The following is a 22,782-nucleotide window of genomic DNA, read 5'->3' as shown; positions in this document are numbered from 1 at the left end:
ACCATGGCTGATCTACCCGCCCCGGCGACGCGTCCGGCAAACCCGCGTTTTTCTTCTGGCCCTTGCGCCAAAATCCCCGGTTATACCCTTGATATGCTTGGCGATGCGCCCTTGGGCCGCTCGCACCGTGCCAGCGTTGGCAAGGCCAAGCTGAAACAGGCGATTGACCTGACCCGAGACATTCTGAACGTCCCCGCCGACTATCGCATTGGCATCGTCCCCGGTTCTGACACCGGCGCGGTTGAGATGGCAATGTGGTCGCTGCTGGGGGCCCGCCCGGTCGAGATGCTGGCGTGGGAAAGCTTTGGCGAAGGCTGGGTGACGGATGTTGTCAAACAGTTGAAGCTGGATGCGAAGGTAAAAATCGCGCCCTATGGTCAGATCGTTGATTTTGCCACGGTCGATTTCAATTCTGACGTGGTGTTCACCTGGAACGGCACGACTTCGGGCTGCCGCCTGCCCAATGCTGATGCGATCCCGGCAGACCGCCAAGGCCTGACCATCTGCGACGCCACCTCGGCAGCTTTCGCTATGGATCTGGATTGGGCCAAGTTGGATGTGACCACCTTTAGCTGGCAGAAAGTGCTGGGCGGCGAAGGGGCGCATGGCATGATCATTCTGTCGCCCCGCGCGGTGGAACGGCTGGAAAGCTACACGCCCGCATGGCCGCTGCCGAAGATTTTCCGCATGACCAGCAAAGGCAAAGTCATCGAAGGCATCTTCGTGGGAGAGACCATCAACACGCCGTCGATGCTGGCGGTGGAAGATTACCTTGTGTCGCTGAAATGGGCACAGTCGGTGGGCGGGCTTGCTGGCCTTGTCGCCCGCGCCAAAGCCAATGCGCAGGTGGTGTGGGATTTCTGTACCGCAAATCCGTGGCTGCAAAATCTGGCGGAAACCCCAGAGATTGCCTCGACCACCTCTGTCTGCCTGAAGTTCAACGATCCGCGCATCAAAGATGGTGAGGCTTTTGCCAAAGCCGTCGCCAAACGGCTGGAGCAGGCCAAGGTCGCCTATGACATTGGCGCTTATCGCGACGCACCCGCTGGCCTGCGGATCTGGTGCGGCTCTACCGTGGAAACCGCTGACGTGGCCGCGCTGATGCCGTGGATCACACATGCGTTCCACGCGGAAATCGCTGCTCAGGTTTGAAACCGCGGTGGGCAACGCGCCCACCCCCCCCTCATTTCATATGGAGTCCATCATGGCCCCCCGCGTTCTCGTATCCGACGAACTTTCCGAAACCGCCGTTCAAATCTTCCGCGACCGTGGCGTCGAGGTGGATTACATGCCGAAGCTTGGCAAAGACAAAGACGCGCTGGCTGCGATCATTGACCAATACGATGGCCTTGCGATCCGCTCGGCCACCAAGGCCACCGAGAAACTGCTCAGCGTTGCCAGCAAGCTGAAAGTGATTGGCCGTGCGGGTATCGGCGTGGATAACGTCGACATCCCCGCCGCGTCGAAAAAGGGCGTGATCGTGATGAACACGCCGTTCGGCAACTCGATCACCACTGCCGAACATGCCATCGCAATGATGTTCGCCGTGGCGCGGCAATTGCCCGAAGCGAACGCCAGCACCCAAGCTGGCAAATGGGAGAAATCCCGCTTCATGGGCGTGGAATTGTTCAACAAAACCCTTGGCGTGATTGGTGCGGGCAACATCGGCGGCATCGTCTGCAACCGCGCCGTTGGCCTGCATATGAAGGTCGTGGCCTTCGACCCCTTCCTGTCGGATGAGCGCGCCAAGCAACTGGGCGTCACCAAGGTGGAGTTGGATGAGTTGCTGGCCCGCGCCGATTTCATCACCCTGCACGTGCCCTTGACCGACAAGACCCGCAACATTCTGTCGGCAGAAAATCTGGCAAAAACCAAGAAAGGCGTGCGCATCATCAACTGCGCCCGCGGCGGTTTGGTGGATGAGGTTGCCTTGGCCGCAGCCCTGAAATCCGGCCATGTCGCAGGCGCGGCGCTGGACGTGTTCGAGGTGGAACCCGCCACCGAAAGCCCGCTGTTCAATCTGCCCAACGTCGTCTGCACCCCGCATTTGGGCGCATCGACCACTGAAGCGCAGGAAAACGTCGCGTTGCAAGTGGCTGAACAGATGTCGGATTATCTGCTGACCGGGGCGGTTTCCAATGCGCTGAACATGCCGAACGTCACCGCTGAAGAAGCCGCCGTGATGGGGCCGTGGATCAAACTCGCGAGCCACCTCGGCGCTTTCATCGGCCAGATGACGGATGAGCCGATCAAGGCAATCAACATCCTTTACGATGGCACTGTCGCGGGCATGAATCTGGCCGCACTGAATTCGGCGGTGATTGCGGGCGTTCTGAAAACCCAGAACCCGGATGTGAACTTGGTCTCGGCCCCGATTGTCGCGAAAGACAAAGGTATCCAGATCTCAACCACCCGCCAAGACAAGACCGGCACCTTTGACGCCTATATCAAGGTGACGATGGTGACGGAAAAGCGCGAACGCTCGGTTGCGGGCACCTGCTTCAGCGATGGCAAGCCGCGCTTCATCCAGATCAAGGGCATCAACATCGATGCCGAAATCGGCGCGCATATGCTCTACACCACCAACGAAGACGTGCCGGGGATCATCGGGCTGTTGGGCATGACGATGTCGAAAAACAACGTCAACATCGCCAACTTTACCCTTGGCCGGGAAGGTATCGGCAAACAGGCCATCGCCATCCTGTATCTCGATCAGGCGATTGATCCGAAAGTGCTCGAAACGCTGGAATCCACCGGCATGTTCCAGCAGGTCAAGGCGTTGCAGTTCGAAGTGGCTTAAGCCGCCTTGCCATTTCATCTGTTCATAAATATCCCACAGGGGGTCCGGGGGGCGTGAAGCCCCCCGGCCTTTTCTGCATGAGGCACGCATGAGAACCTATGCCATCGGCGACATCCACGGCCATATTGATCTGCTGAAAGAGGTCCACGGTTGGATCGCCGAAGATCAGGCCAAACATGGCGCAGCGCCGGTTGTGCATGTCGGCGATCTGGTCGATCGCGGGCCCGATTGTCGCGGCGTGGTGGACTATTTGCGCAACGGCATCGCCTCGGGGCAGGATTGGGTGGTGCTGAAAGGCAATCATGACCGGATGTTCACAAACTACATCGCTGACTTCAACTATCACGATCCCTGCCTGCGTTCCGACCTGTCTTACCTGCACCCCAAGATCGGCGGCGCGGCCACGCTGGCATCCTACGGCGTAAAAAATGCGGCAGATCGCCCGCTGGCTGCTGTCTATGCCGAAGCGGTGGCCGCCGTGCCGCAGGCGCATCTGGATTTCCTAACCTCCCGCCCCAGCTATTTTCAGCGCGGCGCAGTGATCTACGTCCACGCCGGCATCCGCCCCGGCATTATCATCGGCAGCCAGAGCGAGGATGATCTGGTCTGGATCCGCAAGGGCTGGCTGGAAGATACCTCGGACCACGGCGCGCTGATTGTCCACGGCCACACCGCGCTGGACGTGCCCACGCACTACGGCAATCGGGTCAATATCGATTCCAGCGCCGCCTATGGCGGGCCGCTGACCGTGGTCGTGCTAGAGGGCCGCGATGTTTTCCACCTGACCGCTACCGGGCGCACGCCCCTGCTGCCGGAATAGTCAGCGCCCCATTTTGGCCAGCGCCAAAGCCTGCGCCAGCACTTCGGCATCCCCGATGTGATTTGCCAAGATCAACACAAGCCGTGCGTTCATCGCGTGGCTTTCCGCCTCGCTCAATCCATGATGCGCGGCCAGAAGGTCAGCGTAAAATCCGTCTGAATCGGCAATATTCGACTGAGTTTTCAATGTCATGCAGCGCCGCTCCAACTTTGTGCCAAGGCCTGTTCCACATCGCCCGACAGGGCCGTCAGCCAACGCGCCGCCACCACTTGATCGGGCCGGATCAGATAGATCGCTTGCGGTTGATCCCCCAGATAACGACGGCGCAACGTGTCGTTCAACTTCGGCGTCAGTACGCGCAATTCGGTCTGCGGCGCGTCACAACCCAAGGCCAGAATCACAAAATCCCCACCCAAAGCCTCGGTCATCCAGCCCGCTTCCAACGGTGCTTCTGGTGCGACGGCACCCGGCCGCGCGGCTGCTGGCAGCGGTGCGTCTGGGGCCCGCAACGGGTAGACGCAGGGGCGCGACAGACGGCCAGAGTTTACCATCGGGCGGGCGAAATCAGCATGCGCAGCCAGATGCAAAACGGCATCGCGAAACAGCCGCTCAACACCCGGTTCGGGCGACATGAAGCGGGTTGAGCGGCTGGAATTGAGCAGATTCTCATCTGCGCCATAGCAGCGCTCCCGGTCATATCCCTGCAAAACCGCCGCCTCAGCAGCGCCGTTTACAACCGCTGCCAACCGCCATCCCAGCGCATCGACATCACCCAAGCCGCCATTCCCGCCGCGCGCGCCAAACGGTGAGACGATGTGCGCGCTATCGCCAACGAACAGAACGCGATTGTGAACAAAGCTTCGTAAACGCCGACATTGAAACGTATAGACGCTGACCCAATCCAGTTTGAAATCGCTGTGTCCGACAACTTTTTCGATGCGCGGGATGACGTTTTCCGGGCGCTTTTCCATCTCTGGGTCGGTATCCCAGCCAAGCTGAAGATCTATGCGATAAATGTTGTCAGGCTGTTTGTGCAGCAAGGCCGATTGGCCGGGATGGAAATTTGGTTCGAACCAGAACCACCGCTCGCTGGCGAAATTGCCTTGCATTTCGATGTCGGCGATCAGAAAGCGCTCCTCAAACAACTCGCCATCAAATTCCAGCCGCATCATTTCGCGGATCGGGCTGCGCGCGCCGTCGCAGGCAATCACCCAATCGGCATCAAGGCTGTAGGTGCCATCGGGCGTTTCCACTTTCAGCGTCGCGAAATCGTCGTGCTGCTCTAGCGCCGTCACCCGGTTTTTCCAGCGCAGATCAACGCCCAATTCCTCCGCGCGCTGCACCAGAAATTCTTCGACAAAATACTGTTGCAGGTTCACGAAGGCGGGCATCTTGTGCCCGTCTTCCGGCAGCAGATCAAAGGAAAAGACTTCCTTATCGCGATGAAAGGTGCGCCCGACTTTCCAGGTAACGCCTTTTGTGACGCAGCGTTCACCTATGCCCAAACGATCCAAAATCTCAAGAGAGCGCTTGCTCCAGCAAATCGCACGCGAGCCCACGGACACCACGTTGTTGTCGTCCAACACGGTTGCCTTGACACCATGATTGGCCAGTTCAATCGCCATCGCCAGCCCAATCGGGCCAGCGCCGACAATGATTACCTTGTGGCGTGGCTCTATCGCCGTCAGGCCATAAGGTTTAACATATTCAAAATGTTGATGCGTGTAGGCCATCGCATCAACCCTGCAGTTCCGCCCACATCTGACGGTCGCGCTCTGCCGTCCAGACCCGTGGTGTTGCAATGCCGCGAGCCTCGTCATAGGCGCGGGCGACATTGAACGGCAAGCAGTGTTCGTAGATCGCGAAATGAGCGAACTTATGGTCACATTCAGCCCGGACCGCATCCCATGCCTGCTTCAAACTGCCGCCACGCGCCGCTACTTTTGCCGCAGGACGATAGGTGCTGGCGACGAAATCAGCCGTAGCGGTGATAGCTTTGCCCACCATCTCGCGTCCGATCAGGGCGTCGCCGCGCCCCGGCGCAATCGCCTTCGGGTCAAAATCCGCGATCCGGGCCAAGGTGCTGGTCCAATCGGCAAAATGCCCATCGCCGCAGTAGCAGGCCGAGTGGTATTCGACGATATCGCCGGTGAACATCACCTCTGCATCCGGCACCCAGACCACCGCATCGCCCGCCGTATGCGCCCGCCCCAGATGCATGATATCGACCCGGCGCTTGCCCAGATAGACCGTCATGTGATCGCTGAAGGTGGTGGTCGGCAAAGTCAGTCCGGGGATTTCTTCGTGGCCTTGGAACAGTCGGGGGAAGCGGCCGAATTCGCTGTCCCAATCCTCTTGCCCGCGTTCCATCACCATGCCGCGCGCGGCATCCGACATGATGATTTCCCTTGCACCATAAGCACTTGCACCAAGAACCCGCACGGCATGATAATGCGTCAGCACCAGATGGCTGATCGGCTTGTCGGTGACGCTGCGGATACAGTCCACCACTTTGCGCGCCAGACGCGGCGTCGCCTGCGCCTCAATCACCATCACAGAATCGTCGCCGATGATCACGCCCGAGTTCGGATCGCCCTCGGCGGTGAACGCATAAATTCCGTCGCCGATTTCGACAAAAGAAGTCTTCTTGTCGGTCAGATCACCCTGCGATGCGAACGCCTTGCTCATTCATGTTTTCCTTGCATAAGGGTCCGCGAGGGCAGGGATCACCTTGCCCCAACACGCACCAAACCCGATCCGATAGCCATCCCCTAGCGCCGCGCCGCGCAGTGTCAGGGTGTCATTGTCTTCGATAAAACTGCGGCTGCCGCCTGCGATTGCAAACGGTTCCTTGCCACCCCAAGACAGTTCCAGCAGGCTGCCCCGGCTGTCTTTGGTGGGGCCCGAAATCGTCCCAGAACCCAGCAGATCGCCGATGTTCATGGCACAGCCCGAGGTGGTGTGATGCGCCAGTTGCTGCGCTGCAGAGTAATACATTTCTGCATAGTTCGTGCGACTGATCACCGTTTCCGAACCATTGTTCGGTTTCAGTCCAACTTCCAATGCCACGTTGTAAAGCATTGGACCCGGTTCGACCAGATGCGGCAAAAGTGGCAGGTCGCGCGGTGGAGTCGCGGTGCGGAAAGGCTCCAAAGCAGCTTTCATCACGATCCACGGGCTAATGCTGGTGGCGGTTGCCTTGGCCTGAAACGGGCCGAGCGGCTGATATTCCCAAGCCTGAATATCTCTGGCAGACCAATCGTTTAGCAGAACATAGCCAAAGATCATTGCATCGGCTTCGGCCACCGTCACCGGCTGACCATGCGTCGATGCCTGCCCCACCACTGCGCCAAGTTCCAGCTCGATATCAAACCGGCGCGAGGGCGCGAAGATGGGGGCTTCAAACTCGGGGCCTTTCAACTGCCCCCAGGGTCTGCGGATGTCCGTTCCCGAAACCACTACGGATGATGCGCGGCCATTATAACCAATCGGCATATGCAGCCAGTTCGGCGGTAGCGCATTTTCTGCACCGCGGAACATGGTGCCGACGTTGGTGGCGTGATGGCGCCCGGCATAAAAATCGGTGTATTCGGCGACGACAAACGGCAGATGCAGGCTCACTTCGGCGCGCGGCACCAGATGATCCTCGATGATCCAGCGTTTGCTGGCACCTTCTGTCAGCATGGCGGTGATCTGGGCACGAAATTCTGCCCAGACGGTCGGGCCAGCCTCCATCAGTTCGTTCCAGAACGGCACGTCGAACAGCGGCTGATCGGCCAAAGTGAGCAGGCCCTCGGCCTCTAGCGCGCTGATATCCAGCACAAAATCGCCAATCGCCACACCGCAGCGGGCCGGTTCATCACCCACCGAAAACACGCCACAGGGCAGGTTGTTCAGCGGAAAATCGGTCGTCGCGGAATTCGCGCTTTCCACCCAGGACTTCAGCAGTTTCATCGCGCAACCTCCAAAAGCCCGAGGCATGCGCGCAAGCAGATGGCACTGTCAATGCGCTGATGAGAGCAGGCGGCGCTGATCATTTCACCCCCGGCGTGCCATCGAATTTCTTCGCCAGAGACTCCCAGCAATCAATGTAATCGTCCTGTAACGGCGCTTCTTTCGCGGCGAAGGCGGTCAGGTGTTGCGGGAAGCGGGTCTCAAACATAAAGGACATAGTCTCGTCCAGCTTTTCCGCCTTCAAGACGGCATTCGAAGCGCCCTCAAACGCTTGCTTGTCCGGCCCGTGCGGCAACATCATGTTGTGGAGGCTCATACCACCCGGCACAAACCCTTTGGGTTTGGCGTCGTAAATGCCGTAAATATTGCCCATCAGTTCCGACATGATGTTCTTGTGATACCACGGCGGGCGGAAAGTGTTTTCGGCCACCATCCAACGCTCGCGGAACAGTACGAAGTCGATATTCGCGGTGCCTTCCACGCCGGAAGGAGCGGTCAGAACCGTAAAGATCGACGGGTCGGGATGATCGAACAAGATCGCGCCGACCGGGCAATAGGTGCGCAGATCGTATTTCACCGGCGCGTAATTGCCATGCCACGCCACCACATCCAGCGGGCTGTGGCCGATGCGGGTGCGGTGGAACTGCCCGCACCATTTCACCACCACCGAAGACGGCACTTCGCGATCTTCAAATGCCGCAACCGGGGTCTTGAAGTCGCGCGGATTGGCCATGCAATTCGCGCCAATCGGCCCGCGTCCCGGCAATGTGAACTTTTGTCCGTAATTCTCGCAGACAAAGCCACGAGCGGGGCCTTCCAGCACTTCAACCCGATACACCAGCCCGCGCGGGATCACCGCGATTTCCTGCGGTTCCAGATCAATGATGCCCAGTTCGGTGCAGAACCGCAGGCGGCCTTGCTGCGGCACGATCAGCAACTCGCTGTCGGCGCTGAAGAAGTACTCATCCTGCATCGACTGCGTGACCAGATAGATATGGCTGGCCATGCCGACCTGCGTGTTCACATCGCCCGCCGTCGTCATGGTGCGCATGCCGGTGATCCAAGTCAGCGCGGCGTCGCCGTGCGGCACCGGATCCCAGCGGTATTGACCCAGCGAGATCACATCCGGGTCGATATGCGGCGCAGATTTCCAATATGGCACGTCGATCTTTTCAAACCGATGCGTGTGCTTCACCGAAGGGCGGATGCGATAGCACCAAGTGCGTTCGTTCTGGTGGCTGGGCGCAGTAAAGGCGGTGCCGGAAAGCTGTTCGCCGTAAAGCCCGTAGTTGCATTTCTGCGGCGAGTTCATGCCCTGCGGCAAGGCACCGGGCAGCGCCTCGGTCTCAAAATCATTGCCGAAACCGGGCATGTAATGGGCATGGGTGCCAAGCGTGGTGGCCGCGCGGTGCAGACCAGAGGGCAGGCTTTGGGTGTTCATGTCAGCCTCGTGCAGCGGGATTCGGGGCGGCGTAAATCTATGTCTGGAAAATATCGTTGCAAGTGCAACGATGTCAAGGTGATTGTCCAAGGCATGGCCAAACACCCGTAAAGCATTATCTTGTTAGCTGTTCATCGCCCGTAGATTGGCCAAGGCTGCAAGGGCAAGCGCACCCGTGACGCAGGCGGTCACCCAGAAAAAGCCATGCGGCCCCATCGCGCCCAGAAACGGCGACATGATCAGCGGCGCGAACACGCCACCGACCAACCCGGCACCGATGATCGTCGGGGCCACCTTGGGATTGTCACCCATCTTGCGCGTTGCGGTGACATATTCGGTCGGGAAGAACATGCCCGCGAAAAAGCCCAAGCCCACAAATCCCACACCCGGCGACCACAGCGCGGCGATCAGCGCCGACGCACAGGCACCCAGCAGCGCCAGCGTGAACAGCGTGAAGGCAGGAAGCCATGTGGCCACCACCATCAGACACAGGCGCGCGGCGAGAAACGCCAGAAAGAACGCCGACAACAGTTGCGCCGCGGCAGTCTCCGACAGCCCGGCCTTGATCAGGGCGGTCGGGCCTAGCCCGGTCAGGCAGGCCTCGACGCTGATTGCCACCGCGCCGAACACCAGCATCGGCAGGTTCAGCCGGAACGGCATGGTCGATGCGGTCGCCGTCACGCTTGCCTCGCGCCCCGCAGGCCCGGCGCAGGCGGTGATCACCACACCGATCACCGCGCAGATCGCAAAGCTCAGCACCGGATCATTGCCAAGCGCCACGAACACCAGTGGCGCACCAATCGCCCCGATGCCGAAGGTGGCGTTCAACAGGCTCAGCATCGCAGGCCCGCGCGCGCCAAACGCCCGCAACATCCGCGGGTTGAACACCACCGTAGCACAGCCATAGCCGGCTCCAAAAAGCACCGCGCCCAGCAGCGTCAGCGGCCAGCCCAAACCCAGTGCCATCAGCCCGACGCCCAATGTCATCAGCGCAACCACCCATTGCGGCGTCGCACGCGCGCCCACCACGAACATCGCCGCCACGCCAATCGAACAGCCGATCCAATGCGCCGAGATCAACAGCCCCGCAGTGCCGATCTGAATGTCAAAGCTGCGCGCAAACACTGGCAGGGCAGGGCCATAGAGCGCTGTTCCCGCACCCATCAGGATGAAACTCGCGATACTGACGGTCAGCAGCGCAAGGTTGGATTTGATCAGGTCGCGCACATCACACTCCGGGTTGCCGCGCCCGGTGTCCCTTGCCAACACGGCACTGTCAACGGCCCCCGCTTGCGAAATCTTTCCCCAGCAGGCAGGCTTGTGCAAAACGAGGCCACAGATGACGAGTTTTGATCTTTCCGCTTTCCTGCCCTATCAATTGGCTGTTGCTGCCAGCCGCATCTCAAAAGGATTTTCCGAGCTGTATCGGGCCGAATTTGGCCTGACGATCCCGGAATGGCGGGTTCTGGCGCATCTGGCGCAGTCGGATCAAGTCTCGGTGCGCGAAATTCAGGCCAAGGTCGATATGGATAAATCCAAGGTCAGCCGTGCCGCCGCCCGGCTTGAAACCGCGGGCCTGATCGAAAAGCGTGAAAACCTAGAGGATCGTCGCCTGCTGGACATGCGGTTGACCGTCAAGGGTCGGGATCTGATTGCACGGATCGTGCCGATTGCCGATGCCTATCAGGCGCAGGTGCTTGCTCAGATCGGCCCCGATGCGGCGATGTTTCGCACCATTCTGCTGCGTTTGCTGGAGGAAAGATGATCAGGCTTTATGACTATTGGCGCTCGTCCGCGGCGTATCGCGTGCGGATGGCGTTGAACCTGCTGGACTTGCCCTACGAAAGCCACCCGGTTGATCTGCTAAAGGGTGAACATCGCAGCGCCGAAAATCTCGCGCGCAACCCGCAAGGCCTTGTGCCGACGCTGGAAATCGACGGGCTGCGGTTGACGCAATCTTTGGCGATCATCGAATATCTTGACGAAACCCGTGGTGGTCTGTTGCCCAAAGATGCAGCCGCGCGGGCGCAGGTGCGGGTCTTGTCCTATGCCATTGCGATGGAAATTGCCCCGGTCTGCAATCTGTCGGTGCGCGATCATGTCGGCTCGATGGGTGTTATGACCAGCGAGGATTGGACGCGCCACTACATCACCAAAGGTCTGACTGCGTTCGAGGCGATGTTGACGGGCAAGAGGCTTTACTGCCACGGTGATCAGGTCACGATGGCCGACCTTTGCCTTGTGCCGCAGGTCTTCAACGCAGAACGTGTCGGTGTTGACGTGACGTTGTTGCCCAAAACCATGCAGATTGTGGCTAAGCTGCGGGAAATCCCCGCGATCGCCGCCGCGCACCCGGATCGCGTCAAACCCTGAAGGGCAGCCATGACCGACATCTATATCCTCTCAACTGCCCGCACCGCCATCGGTGGCTTTGGCGGGTCACTGTCTGCGATGCCGCCGATTGATATCGCAACCTATGCCGCTAAAGCCGCGATTGCACGGGCGGGGATCGAGGCCGCGCAGGTTGGCACCGTGGTTTTCGGCCATGTCATCAACACCGAGCCGCGCGATATGTATCTCGCCCGTGTCGCCGCCATGCAGGCGGGTGTGCCGGAAACCAGCCCTGCGATGAACGTCAACCGCCTGTGCGGATCGGGCGCGCAGGCCATCGTCTCGGCCATGCAGATGCTGATGCTGGGCGACGCCGAAATCGCACTCGCAGGCGGGGCGGAGTGTATGAGCCGTGCGCCCTACGCGGTGCAGTCCGCCCGCTTTGGACAAAAGATGGGCGATACCAAACTGATCGACATGATGACGGGCGCGCTGACCTGCCCGTTTGGCACCGGCCATATGGGCATCACCGCCGAGAATGTCGCCGCCCAATACGGCATTACGCGTGAGGATCAGGACGCCTTTGCGCTGGAATCACAAAACCGCGCCGCGTGCGCGATTGCCGAAGGGCGCTTTGTCTCGCAGATCGCGCCGGTCGAACTCACAGGCCGCAAGGGCCACACCATCTTTGCGCAAGACGAACATCCCAAGGCCACGACACTTGCGGCCCTTGCAGGCCTGCGCCCTGCCTTTGCCAAGGATGGCACGGTGACGGCGGGCAATGCCTCGGGCATCAATGACGGTGCTGCGGCGGTGATCCTGTCGCGCGGCAATCCGGGCGGCGCTGTGGCGCGCATCATGGGCTATGCGGTGGCGGGGGTTGATCCGAAAGTCATGGGCCTCGGGCCGATCCCGGCGGTGCAGGCGCTCTGTGCAAAGCTTGGGGTGACACCTGACAGTTTCGACGTGGTGGAATCAAACGAGGCTTTCGCGGCGCAGGCATTGGCGGTCAGCCGCGATCTGGGTCTTGATCCGGCAAAGGTGAACCCGAACGGCGGCGCGATTGCCTTGGGCCATCCTGTCGGAGCCACCGGGGCGATCCTTGTCGCCAAGGCGCTGGCCGAGTTGCAGCGTGCAGGCGGCAAGACCGCCCTTATCACCATGTGCATCGGCGGCGGGCAGGGCATCGCGCTGGCCATCGAAAAGGCCTGATCGGGCTCAGCGCAGCCGCACCTTTGCCCGCGCAGACCGGCCCGTGGCATCAATCACCGAGAGCGTGATGAAGCCACGTCCAAGGCTGTTCAGGATCGTCTCCCGCCCTCCCAGCGAGATCGCCACCGGCACCCCGTTTGCCAGCCAAGTATAGGGGGCCTTGCCGCCCGACACCCGCACCAGCAGGCCTTCGGGCAGCATTTCCACCTCGGCCCCATCCGGTGGGAAAGCCACGCTGGGCGCGTCCTTGTCGGGCTGGAACGCGGCATTGCGGTTGCGGAACCGCTGCAATGGCTGCGGCAACTCGGCATTCGACACCAACAGCGTCGCGGGCGGCGGATCGGGCTGCGGATCAAGATTGCGCTTCAGCCGCGCGAAGGCCTGAAACAGGATCGGTGCGGCCAGATCGGCACCAAAAGCCCCCGGAACCGGGGTGCCATCCGGTCTGCCCATCCAGACACCAATCACATGCCGCCCATCAAAGCCAATCGCCCAGGCATCGCGGTGGCCATAGCTGGTGCCGGTCTTGTAGGCCAAGCGATTTTCCGGTGCACCGGGCGGCGGTGCAAGCCCCGCCAGAATATCGCCCACCTGCCAGGCCGAGGCCGCTGACAATACCCGCTGTCCCTCCGGCCGCTCGCCATTGATGCGGTGCGTCAACGGCAGCGCAACACCGCCGCGCCCGATGGCGGCGTAAAGCTGCACCATGTCCTCAAGGCTGACGCCAATGCCGCCCAAGGCAATCGCAAGCCCCGCCTGCCCCCCCGGCACGTGATAGCGCACGCCCGCTTTATCCAGTGCTGCCAACAACTTGGCAGGCCCCAGCGCATCGGTCAGCGCCACTACGGGGATGTTCAGCGATTCCTGCAACGCCTCGCGGATACGGATAGTGCCGCGAAAATGGCGGTCAAAATTCTGTGGACGGTAGCCGTTGAAATCTGTCGGCTTGTCCTCGATCAGCGTTTCGGGGTGTGCGAGGCCATCGTCAAACGCCAAGCCATAGATCAGCGGTTTCAGCGTCGATCCGGGGCTACGAATCGCGCGGGTCATATCGACAAACCCCGCCCGCCGATCTGCCTGAAACGCCGCCGAGCCGACCGAGGCCAGCACCTCGCCCGAGGCATGATCGGCCACCACAATCGCCACCTGCAACCGGTCGCCCCGGCTGGCCACCACATCCGCCGCCAAACGCTCCAGCTTGGTTTGCAGCGTCTTGTCCAGCGTCAGTTGATGCCGCTGCTGCCCCGGTTCTTCGGCAATGATCCGGTCAGACATATGCGGGGCCAGCGCAGGGAAGGGGCGTCGCTGTGCAGGCACCACTTCTGTCCGCGCCGCAGCCATCTGCTCGTTGTCGATCAACCCATCGCGCAGCGCCCGCGCCAGCACCCGGTCGCGCGCATCCGTTGCCCGCGCGACAGATCGGTCCGGCCTGCGCGTCTCGGGGCTTTGTGGGATCGCAACCAGCAGCGCCGCCTCGGCGGGCGTCAACCGCACCGGCTCTTTGCCGAAATAGGAAAGCGTCGCGGCCCGGATGCCTTCCAGATTGCCGCCATAGGGCGCAAGATGCAGATACAGCGCCAGAATTTGCTGTTTCGACAGCCGCCGCTCCAGTGCCAGTGCCACCCGCATCTGCCGCAGCTTGCCGTCGATCTGCCCGGTGGTGCCTTCCTCCAGCAGTCGCGCCACTTGCATCGTCAGCGTCGATCCCCCCGACACGACATGCCCGTTCCACACCGCCTGCAAAGCCGCCCGCGCCAGCGCCTGCGGATCAACCCCGCCATGCTGATAAAATCGCTTGTCCTCATAGGCCAGCAGCGCCGCGACATAGCCTGCATCCACATCCGACAGCGCCACCGCCAGCCGCCAACGGCCATCCGCCACCGTATAGGCGCGCAACAACGCGCCGCCCCGATCCAACACCTCGACCGAGGTTTCCACCTGCAACGGCGGCAGCACCGTCGCATCCACCCATTGATCAAAGCGATCATGTGAAAAGGCGGCGAGCCCAAGGCCCGCCGCCAGCACAAACAGAAACCGCGCGCCCATCACTCGGCGATGGTAACGGTGCCCGCATCGGTCCGCCCGGTTAGATCGGGCCGATACATATCCTCAACCGAGGCTGCGGGGTGGTGGAACGTGCCGGGCGAGATCGCCCGCACCACATAGGCCAGCCGGAACGTCGCATTGTCATAGCGGTCAATCGCGGTCAGGAAACGGTCCTGCCGGAATTCGCTATGTGCCACTTCGGTTTCCAGATTCAGCTCCGACAGTGCCTCAGTCCCCGAGGACATCAGGTTCGGGTTGTCGATCTCAAACCCGGCGGGCAGCGGATCGGCCACCATCAACCGCGCCTCGCCTCGGCCAAACGGCGTGACTTCCAGCACGGTGATCAGACGGGTGCCCACCTTCAACCCCTCCAGCGTCGTCGGCTGGCCGTCCATCGTGTAGTAATTGCGGGTGATCGCATAGCCGCTGCCGCCTGCCGGTTCCGGCTCGGACGGCACGCCATAGGTGGTCACGGTCAGCGTGGTGTCGCTGTCGCTTTCGTTCTTCACCACCACCGGCGCGGTATTCGCAGCATCCAGCACCTTGACCAGCGGCCCCGACGCAGGTGCGCCGTCGATCAGGATGCCATCCGTGCCCTTGCGATCAATCAGCGCATTGGCCGCCAGCAGCGCCCAAGTGGCTTCCTGCGTTGAAAGCGCCGAAGTGGTGGCGATGCGCGAGGTCAGTGCCTCTTGATCCACCGCTTTCGAGCCTGCCTCTGCAGCCAAAGCCAGCACCGCCGCCGCATCGCGGTAGTTAGTGCCATAGTCGGCGCGGAAGATCTGCTCTTTCTCCGGCCCTTTCAGCGCTTCCAAGGCAACACCGGCACGACGGAACATCGCATCGGCGCGCGGCTGATCGCCATAGCTTGCCAAAGCCGCCCCGAGTTGCGCCATCGCGGCAGGCGTTGCAAAAGCATCGCCCTTCACATCGGCATAGTAGCGCAGATCGCCAATCGCCGCCGCGCCTTCGCGTGCCAGCACCATCAGCGCATAGGCCAAAGCCTCCCCGCCTTTGTCGAAATCGGCCTGATAGTTGACCTGATTGCGCAGATTGTCCAAGGCGCTGCGGAAGGCCTGATCCGGCACCGCATAGCCCCGCGCCTTTGCTCGACTGAGGAAGTCGGTGACAAACGCATCCAGCCAGAAATCGCCGCCATTCTCAACCGGCCCCCACAGTCCGAAAGAACCGTTAGAGGATTGATTGGTCAGCACTTCTTCCACGGCTTGTTCAACCCGCAGCTTGATGTTGTCCGCCCCAGGCAGATCCATCGCCACCGCAACCTGATCGAAGTAAAGCAACGGCAGCGCTTTCGAGGTGATCTGCTCGGTGCAGCCATAGGGATAGGCATCCAGCGCCGCCAAAACCCCCGGCGCATTCAGCCGTGCAATCGGCCCCACCGCCATCGTGGCCTTGCCCGAACCGGGGATCAGACCTGCGAAAGCGTTCGCATCAAAGGTGAACTCCTGCCCCTTTTTCAGATCAAGCCGCGACACTCGCACCACTTCCGGGTCGTTGATCTGCACCGGAACCGTCAGGGTTTTCTTCAAAACCTTCCCATCCGGCGTGGTCAACGCGACCTCGATCGTCTGATTGCCAATCGCATCTGCCGTCACCGGAATGGCAAATTTCGCCTTGGCTTTGTCCGCCAGATCAAAGCCAGACGGCACATCGCCCAGTTTCAACCCAGCCGAGGACACATCCAGCGACATCCGGCCCGAAGGCCCGGTGGCATGCACGATCTCCAGCAGCAGCCGCGATTTGTCCCCCGGTTGCATGAAGCGTGGCAGCGATGCCGTTACCACAACCGGATCACGCACCAGCACATCGGCGCTGGCTTGGCCGACACCCTTTTTCGACCACGCCACCGCCATCACCTTCACCGTGCCGTTGAACGAGGGCAGGGTGAACGAGGTGCGGGCATAGCCATCGGCACCCACCTGCACCGGGCCGGTGAAATACGCCACCAGTTCTTCTGTCGGAGGCGGCGCTTGCAGACGCGCCTGCGCCCCCGCATCACCGCCCGAACGGACCGAGCCTTCGGCGCCGTTCATCCCGTCAATCAACCGGCCATAGATATCACGGATGCCGACGCCCAGCTTGCGCTGGCCAAAGTAATGGTCTTGCGGGTTCGGCGGCTGAAAGCCGGTCAGGTTCAAGATACCCTGATCCACCGCCGCGATGGTGACATAGGCGGTATCGCCCGCCCCGACCCCATCGACCTTCACCGCCACCTCCAGCGGCCCACGCGGGGCAGCCTCGGCTGCGGTTTCCACCACTGCCTTCAGCGCCCGTGTGCCGGGGTCAATCGTGGCATGGGTCAGCCCCAACGCCCGCGCCGGATTGCGACCCGCCGCCACATCCATCGGACGCAGCACCGAAGCCGTCACATAAACCCCCGCGCCCCATTCATCGGTCACGGTCAGCGGGATCACATTCTCGCCTTCCTTGACCTCAACTGCCTGCATCGACACCAGACGGTTCGACAGCACGGTGATCAAAGCCGTGCCAGCGGCACGCGGCACGATGCGCAGATTGGCAGTGTCGCCAGCCTTGTAGGCCGGCTTGTCCAGCGACAACTCCAGCGTATCGGGCGAATCCGTGGCATCGGCGGGTGCATACCAGCCTGCATAGAAGTTGGTCGATGTTGCCGCAGGCGGGCCATCGGTGCGTTCCACCAACACCTCATACTCGCCCCATTGCACCGGGGCCGAGATCTTGGTGGGCTCGTTCCCCAGATCAGCGGTGCCTTCGGAAACCTTGGTGCGCCGGGTCACAGGCTCCCAATTCCAATAGCCACCATTCTGATACCACTGATAATTCACCTCAATCCGCGTGACGGTCCATTTCACCTTCATCGCCACCGGCTTGGTGTCTGCCCCGATCCCGATCAGATTGAATGTCGCGTCAGAGCCTTCCGGCACCACATCGGTGAACATTGGCTTTACACCGATCAAATCCGACGACGGCGCCAGCAGCTTGCTGACCTTGCGTTCCACCGGGCGGCCCGAGCCTTCGGCGACCCGCACCGTCGCACGTATTTCCAGCGGACGGCCCGGATCTTCCACCTCTGGCAGCGCCAGATCGACCACCGCCTTGCCCTCCGCATCGGTGCGCAGATCGCCGAACGAGTTCAGTTGCGCATCAAACGGCGCGTCATAGCGGCCAAACACATAGCCCGGCCAAGCCTCAAGCTCTTTGGCGGCACGCAGCAAAACCTCGCCTTCAATCGCAAGGTCAGCCCCTGGTGCGCCAAACAGATACTTCGCATCCACATTCACCTGCGGCACATCGCCCAGATGAATCGGCTGATCCGGCAGCGACAGGGTAAAGTCGATGCGCTCGGGCAGGAAATCTTCCACCAGAACGGTCTGGCTGGTCAGTGCAGCGGCTTCCAGATCGGCATAAACCTCCAGCGTCCACACCCCACGCGGGGCCGATCCACCCACCGGCAGCGCAAACACATGCCCGCCTGCACCGGCATCTGCCATCTGCGCGCGGCTGTATTCCACGCCATCCGGGCGCTTCAGAATCGCCGTCAGCGGCAGGTTCTCTATCGCCGCCGTCTCGGCATCGCGCGCCAATGCGGTGGCATAAATCGTCTCACCCGCGCGATATGCGCCGCGATCGGTGGTCAGGAACACATCGACCGGCGGTGCCGCCTCACGTCCCGCCACACCACGATCCGACAGATCAAATTCGGGATCGGTCAGCGACAGGAACGCAAGATCGGTATCGTCATGTGCCACGATCATCGCCGGGGCCAGCCCGCCTGTTCCCAGCGCCAGCGCCGCATCAAACTTGGCATAGCCCTGCGCATCGGTCTTGGCCGTGCCCAGCACCTCGTTGGTGTTCGACAAAAGATCGACGCTCACACCATCAACCGCCGCCGCCGTGCCAAGGCTGCGGACAAACACATGCAGCCCATCCACACCCGACATCGTGGTCAGCCCCAGATCCGAGATCACGAACCACTGCCAGCCCGCCGGCACCACATAGGGATCAACCCCCGGCACCGCCGCCCGCAATGCGTAAACGCCCGGAGGCTGGCCCTTCAGCGCCTCATCCAGCGGCAGGCGCGTGGTCACGTCGACGTTGACCTCTTGCTTGACCGCGCCTTCGCCCTTCCAGATTTCCGAGCCGATCTGGCTGCTGAAATCATATTCCTGATATTCCGCCATCGGCGTGCCGAAGTAACCATTCTGCAACGAACGCAACAGGTTACGATCCGTCACGCGATACAGCGACAGTTCCAGCTTTTCTGTGTTCACCGTCTCAACCGGAATCGAGGCTGCTCCCGTGCGCGGCAGCACATAGCCCCGGCCCGGAAAGCGCACGCCCGGATTACGGTCACGCACATAGGCCGTCACGCTAATCGACTTTGCCAGCGTCTGCCCATCCGCCGCAGGCAACCCCTCGCGGAAAGTGATGGTGTTGCGCGAGCCAAAGGTGACGCCCTCGACGCAAAGCTGCTGCCAGCCGTCGGTGGTTACGGTCAAACCTGCATCGGCCAACTGGACATAGCTTGCGTAATCTACCCCCGATTTCGCCAGATTTTCCGAGAAATTCACACAGATGCGCGGCCGCGCCGTGTCGGTCTGCACCACGTTATCGACAATGCGGAAGCCGTATTTGCCAATCGCATCATCCAGCGCCAGCGCCGTGTCATCGCGCGGCTGCAATTTCTGCGCCAACCGCAAAGCCTGCACTGTATCGCGCCCGCGGTCTGTGGCCTCCAACGCCGTGCCCATCGTCAGCAGAATCGAGTGCTGCTGCGCCTTGTTATCCGCCCGCAGATAGGCGTTGACCGATGCGTAATAAGCCCGGTCCAGATAGCCGCGATCCCCCGACTTCTGCCCCGCCGCCAGCAACAGCCGCGCATATTCGGCCCAGCCATCGGCAGAATCGGTCAGGTTCAGTGCGGCCCCGGCGTAATTGCTGGCCAGCAAGTAATCGCCATTTGCCTCGGCATCCGCGGCAGCGCCCAGATGATCTTCGGCCGAATATCCGTTGGTGGTATGCGTGTTGGCCAGTTGTGCGGCCTGCTGGGTGATGCTGCCCAACTCCCAATCCTGCACGAAATTCAGCTCGGCACGGCGGGTTTTGGCAAGTTCTTGCGCACCGCTGGCCGATTCCAGCACCTCGCCCGAATAGGCCCCGTCAAACGGCGCAGCTTCGCCGACCTTTGATTTCGGAAAACATGACCCATTGCGCGTGTTGAAGGTGAAGGCCTTGCACAATTTGTTGGTCAGACAAGCCCGCTGGCAGGCTTCCAGTGTAGTGTCGAAGATCGACGAAATATCACCCCCCGGCATGTCGGTGTTTTCACTGATGCTCAGGCGCTTGGCGGGAATCAGCTCTTGCGCCGCAACCGGCATCGCCGACGCAATAAACAGTGTTGAAACAGCACCCAACAGGGCACGACCGAGCCAAACGCGCATCGCCAAAATCCTCCTGAAATCAGTGACCCGACTGTCGCATGGGGGCCGCAGACTTGGCAAGCGGTGTGAAGCGCAGAACGAAACTTGTCATCTTAATCCATCATTCATTTTGTTGCGCCAGATTGCCCAAGACCCCCGCTGCGGCGGGGCACAGAATGTGATGGATCGGGCATGGATTTCGCAGAACGTCTGGCAAAGGAAAGGCGCGCGCGTTTGGCGGCAGAGCGTCTGCTTGAACAGAAAAGCCGAGAGTTGTTTGCTGCCAATGCCAAACTCGGCCTGCACGCCCGCGCCCTGTCGGATCAGATCGTCGAACAGCGTCAGGTGGTGAAATCCGCCCTGACCGAGGCCGAGCAGTTGAAGGGCCAGCAATCGCGCTTCGTCGCAGACCTTGACCGCGCCCATACCCAGGCCGTGATGGCAGAGCGGCGGCTGTGGGACAGTATCAACACCATTCAAGACGGCTTTGCGGTGTTCGATGCCAATCAGCACCTTATCGCCGCCAATGCCGCCTATCTCGCCGCCTTCAACGACCCCGAAATTGTGCCGGGCCTGCCCTACGCCGACCTTTTGTGCATCGTAGCAGAGGCGGGCTTGGTCGAACTCGGTGATCTGACGCCAGATGTCTGGGTCGCCGACATGCTTGCCCGATGGGAGGGCGAGGTGATCGAACCGATCACCGTGCAATTCAAATCCGGCGCATGGGTGCGCATGGTCGATCAGCGCGCCCGTGATGGCGATATGGTCACGCTTGCCATTGATATCACAGAACAAATGCGGATCTGGGCAGCGATCGAGGCCATTCCAGATGGCTTCGTGCTTTATGACAGAGAGGAACGTCTTTTGACCTGCAATCAACGCTACCGCGACATCTATTCCGCCTCAGCCCCGGCCATCGTTCCGGGCGCAAAGTTTGAGGATATCTTGCGCTATGGCTTGGCGCATGGCCAGCATGTCAGCGCAATGGGCCAAGAAGATCAATGGCTTGCCGAACGCCTCGCGCAACACCGCAATCCTGGTGGCCCGGTGGAACAGCAGCTTGCCGATGGCCGCTGGATCAGGGCGCAAGACCATCGCACACCAGACGGGGGGCGCGTCGGTTTGCGCGTCGACATCACCCATCTCAAAGCCCAGCAAGAGGCGTTAGAGGCCGCGCGCATCGCCGCCGAAGCCGCCAGCCGCGCCAAATCCGCCTTCCTTGCCAACATGAGCCACGAAATCCGCACCCCGATGAATGGCGTTGTGGGCATGGCAGAACTGCTCTGCGATACCACCCTGTCCGAAGAACAGCGGCTGTTTGCCGAAACCATCCGCTCCTCGGGTGAGGCGCTTTTGGTGATCATCAACGACATTCTCGACTTCTCCAAGATCGAGGCCGAACGTCTGACCCTGCACCCAGAACCCTTTGACATGGAACGCACAATCCATGAAATCGCGATGCTGCTACAGCCGCGCGCTCGCGAAAAAGGGCTCGATCTGATGATCGACTTCGATATGTTCCTGCCCACCCGCTACATCGGTGATCCCGGTCGGTTGCGGCAGATTCTGACCAATCTGATCGGCAACGCGGTGAAATTCACCGAAAAAGGCCATGTGCTGATCCGCGTCGTCGGGCTGGAAGGTGAGGCAGGTCGTCAGGATCTGCACATCACCGTCGAAGATACCGGCATCGGCATCGCGCCAGAAAACCTTGCGCATATCTTTGGCGAATTTAACCAAGTTGAAAGCCAGTCGAACCGCAAGTTTGAAGGCACCGGCTTGGGCCTTGCCATCACCAAACGGCTGGTCGAACGGATGCAGGGCGAGGTTTGGGTCGATAGCGATCTGGGCAAGGGCGCCTGCTTTGGCTTCCGTGTGCCGCTGCCGATTGCCGAAGACGCCGAAGAATTGCGCCTGCCCATCGCAGTCAAGCGGGTGTTGGTGGTGGACGATCAATTCATCAACCGCACGATTTTGGAACGCCAACTGGTTCCCTGTGGCATCACCGTCACCCTTTGCCGTTCCGGGGCCGAGGCGCTGGCGGCGCTTGCCTCTGCCAGCTTTGACGCCATCATCACCGATCACGAAATGCCCGAAATGGATGGTCTGACCCTCGCCGCCCGTATTCGCGCACAAGGCATCGAAACGCCGATTCTTTTGTTATCCTCCAGCCCCGCCAATGCGCGCGAAGGTGACGGTGCGCAGTATCTGGCGGCGACGTTGCAAAAGCCGATCCTGCGTGCCGATCTCTACCGCCGCCTGCAATCTCTCGTCGCGCCTGTATCCGAGGCCGCGCCCGCCGCTGCCCCGCCGCCCCAAACCGAACGCCGTCAGATGCGGGTGCTGACAGCCGAAGACAACCGTACCAATCAACTGGTGTTTCAAAAGATGGTTCGCGACATCGACATTGAACTGGTGTTTGCCAACAACGGCGTTGAGGCTGTCGCGCTGTTTCAGTCCTTCAAACCCGATCTGATCTTCATGGATATCTCGATGCCGGAAATGGACGGCCGCGACGCAGCCCGCGCCATCCGCGCGCTCGAGGGGGGAAAAACCCATATCCCGATCGTGGCGCTGACCGCACATGCGATGGATGGCGATGCCGAAGGCATTTTGGCTGCCGGGATCGACCGTTACATGACGAAACCTTTGCGCAAAGGCGCGATCACCGAAACCCTAGCGCAATACTGCCCGGATTTTGCCCGACCGATCAATTTGGCCGAACAAGCCGCCTGACTGCGCTGGCTTGTCTGGTCGC

General features: G+C 61.1%; 15 protein-coding genes. 7 read left to right on the top strand and 8 right to left on the bottom strand.

From position 1 onward, the window contains the following. Window positions 1-3: 3 nt before the first annotated feature. From ACFOGH_RS17660 to ACFOGH_RS17650, 3 genes are all read left to right on the top strand, one after another. The gene (locus tag ACFOGH_RS17660) at window positions 4-1,152 is read left to right on the top strand and encodes a phosphoserine transaminase (RefSeq protein ID WP_380074486.1); all 1,149 of its coding nucleotides are present in this window, start codon (window positions 4-6) and stop codon (window positions 1,150-1,152) included. A gap of 52 nt (window positions 1,153-1,204) precedes the next feature. Continuing rightward, window positions 1,205-2,800 (top strand): phosphoglycerate dehydrogenase, encoded by a 1,596-nt coding sequence (serA, locus tag ACFOGH_RS17655; protein ID WP_380074485.1) that lies wholly within the window; start codon window positions 1,205-1,207, stop codon window positions 2,798-2,800. Window positions 2,801-2,888: 88 nt separating this feature from the next. Then, the gene (locus ACFOGH_RS17650) at window positions 2,889-3,620 is read left to right on the top strand and encodes a metallophosphoesterase (RefSeq protein ID WP_380074484.1); all 732 of its coding nucleotides are present in this window, start codon (window positions 2,889-2,891) and stop codon (window positions 3,618-3,620) included. Here the strand turns inward: ACFOGH_RS17650 and ACFOGH_RS17645 are convergent, their stop codons facing one another. From ACFOGH_RS17645 to ACFOGH_RS17620, 6 genes are all read right to left on the bottom strand, one after another. Beyond that, complete coding sequence (locus ACFOGH_RS17645) at window positions 3,621-3,812, bottom strand: DUF2783 domain-containing protein (RefSeq protein WP_380074483.1); 192 nt, start codon at window positions 3,810-3,812, stop codon at window positions 3,621-3,623. Beyond that, window positions 3,809-5,353, bottom strand: a complete 1,545-nt coding sequence (locus ACFOGH_RS17640; RefSeq protein WP_380074482.1) for an FAD-dependent monooxygenase — start codon at window positions 5,351-5,353, stop codon at window positions 3,809-3,811. The genes ACFOGH_RS17645 and ACFOGH_RS17640 overlap by 4 nt, the downstream gene beginning before the upstream one ends. Before the next feature lie 4 nt (window positions 5,354-5,357). Then, complete coding sequence (locus tag ACFOGH_RS17635) at window positions 5,358-6,308, bottom strand: MBL fold metallo-hydrolase (RefSeq protein WP_380074481.1); 951 nt, start codon at window positions 6,306-6,308, stop codon at window positions 5,358-5,360. Continuing rightward, window positions 6,309-7,574 (bottom strand): fumarylacetoacetase, encoded by a 1,266-nt coding sequence (gene fahA, locus ACFOGH_RS17630; protein WP_380074480.1) that lies wholly within the window; start codon window positions 7,572-7,574, stop codon window positions 6,309-6,311. A 79-nt stretch (window positions 7,575-7,653) separates the two neighbouring features. Further along, window positions 7,654-9,015 carry a homogentisate 1,2-dioxygenase gene (hmgA, locus tag ACFOGH_RS17625; protein ID WP_380074479.1) on the bottom strand — a complete coding sequence of 454 codons (1,362 nt, stop codon included), beginning with the start codon at window positions 9,013-9,015 and terminating at the stop codon, window positions 7,654-7,656. A gap of 123 nt (window positions 9,016-9,138) precedes the next feature. Beyond that, window positions 9,139-10,281 carry an MFS transporter gene (locus ACFOGH_RS17620; RefSeq protein ID WP_380074478.1) on the bottom strand — a complete coding sequence of 381 codons (1,143 nt, stop codon included), beginning with the start codon at window positions 10,279-10,281 and terminating at the stop codon, window positions 9,139-9,141. Between the two features lie 73 nt (window positions 10,282-10,354). Here ACFOGH_RS17620 and ACFOGH_RS17615 point away from each other — a divergent pair, with 73 nt between their 5' ends. The 3 genes from ACFOGH_RS17615 to bktB are packed head-to-tail and all read left to right on the top strand — an operon-like array spanning window position 10,355 to window position 12,558. Beyond that, the gene (locus ACFOGH_RS17615) at window positions 10,355-10,780 is read left to right on the top strand and encodes a MarR family winged helix-turn-helix transcriptional regulator (protein WP_380074477.1); all 426 of its coding nucleotides are present in this window, start codon (window positions 10,355-10,357) and stop codon (window positions 10,778-10,780) included. Next, on the top strand, window positions 10,777-11,388 hold the full coding sequence (gene maiA / locus ACFOGH_RS17610; RefSeq protein WP_380074476.1) for a maleylacetoacetate isomerase: 612 nt from the start codon (window positions 10,777-10,779) through the stop codon (window positions 11,386-11,388). The genes ACFOGH_RS17615 and maiA overlap by 4 nt, the downstream gene beginning before the upstream one ends. A 9-nt stretch (window positions 11,389-11,397) precedes the next feature. Continuing rightward, a complete protein-coding gene (gene bktB / locus ACFOGH_RS17605) occupies window positions 11,398-12,558 on the top strand; it encodes a beta-ketothiolase BktB (RefSeq protein ID WP_380074475.1) in 1,161 nt (386 codons plus the stop codon). A gap of 6 nt (window positions 12,559-12,564) precedes the next feature. On the opposite strand, the gene pbpC is transcribed toward bktB, so the two are convergent. Together pbpC and ACFOGH_RS17595 are read right to left on the bottom strand one after the other, a co-directional pair. Continuing rightward, window positions 12,565-14,607 carry a penicillin-binding protein 1C gene (pbpC, locus tag ACFOGH_RS17600; protein WP_380074474.1) on the bottom strand — a complete coding sequence of 681 codons (2,043 nt, stop codon included), beginning with the start codon at window positions 14,605-14,607 and terminating at the stop codon, window positions 12,565-12,567. Further along, window positions 14,604-19,982, bottom strand: a complete 5,379-nt coding sequence (locus ACFOGH_RS17595) for an alpha-2-macroglobulin family protein (protein WP_380074900.1) — start codon at window positions 19,980-19,982, stop codon at window positions 14,604-14,606. Before ACFOGH_RS17595 ends, pbpC begins: the two co-directional genes overlap by 4 nt. Window positions 19,983-20,216: 234 nt before the next feature. Between ACFOGH_RS17595 and ACFOGH_RS17590 the strand changes: the two genes are divergently transcribed. Beyond that, window positions 20,217-22,760: a hybrid sensor histidine kinase/response regulator gene (locus ACFOGH_RS17590; RefSeq protein WP_380074473.1), complete on the top strand. Its 2,544-nt coding sequence runs from the start codon at window positions 20,217-20,219 to the stop codon at window positions 22,758-22,760. The last annotated feature ends 22 nt before the right edge of the window (window positions 22,761-22,782 follow it).

Source organism: Cypionkella sinensis, assembly GCF_042646385.1.
Lineage (GTDB): Bacteria > Pseudomonadota > Alphaproteobacteria > Rhodobacterales > Rhodobacteraceae > Cypionkella > Cypionkella sinensis.
This window is presented reverse-complemented; position numbering and strand designations above follow the sequence as displayed.

Bases quoted from the DNA above. Each gene is read 5' to 3' on its own strand.
- hmgA (WP_380074479.1), bottom strand. From the start codon at position 9,015: ATGAACACCCAAAGCCTGCCCTCTGGTCTGCACCGCGCGGCCACCACG.
- ACFOGH_RS17645 (WP_380074483.1), bottom strand. From the start codon at position 3,812: ATGACATTGAAAACTCAGTCGAATATTGCCGATTCAGACGGATTTTAC.
- ACFOGH_RS17615 (WP_380074477.1), top strand. From the start codon at position 10,355: ATGACGAGTTTTGATCTTTCCGCTTTCCTGCCCTATCAATTGGCTGTT.
- bktB (WP_380074475.1), top strand. From the start codon at position 11,398: ATGACCGACATCTATATCCTCTCAACTGCCCGCACCGCCATCGGTGGC.
- ACFOGH_RS17590 (WP_380074473.1), top strand. From the start codon at position 20,217: ATGGATTTCGCAGAACGTCTGGCAAAGGAAAGGCGCGCGCGTTTGGCG.
- ACFOGH_RS17595 (WP_380074900.1), bottom strand. From the start codon at position 19,982: ATGCCGGTTGCGGCGCAAGAGCTGATTCCCGCCAAGCGCCTGAGCATC.
- ACFOGH_RS17635 (WP_380074481.1), bottom strand. From the start codon at position 6,308: ATGAGCAAGGCGTTCGCATCGCAGGGTGATCTGACCGACAAGAAGACT.
- ACFOGH_RS17640 (WP_380074482.1), bottom strand. From the start codon at position 5,353: ATGGCCTACACGCATCAACATTTTGAATATGTTAAACCTTATGGCCTG.
- serA (WP_380074485.1), top strand. From the start codon at position 1,205: ATGGCCCCCCGCGTTCTCGTATCCGACGAACTTTCCGAAACCGCCGTT.
- ACFOGH_RS17660 (WP_380074486.1), top strand. From the start codon at position 4: ATGGCTGATCTACCCGCCCCGGCGACGCGTCCGGCAAACCCGCGTTTT.
- maiA (WP_380074476.1), top strand. From the start codon at position 10,777: ATGATCAGGCTTTATGACTATTGGCGCTCGTCCGCGGCGTATCGCGTG.
- ACFOGH_RS17650 (WP_380074484.1), top strand. From the start codon at position 2,889: ATGAGAACCTATGCCATCGGCGACATCCACGGCCATATTGATCTGCTG.
- fahA (WP_380074480.1), bottom strand. From the start codon at position 7,574: ATGAAACTGCTGAAGTCCTGGGTGGAAAGCGCGAATTCCGCGACGACC.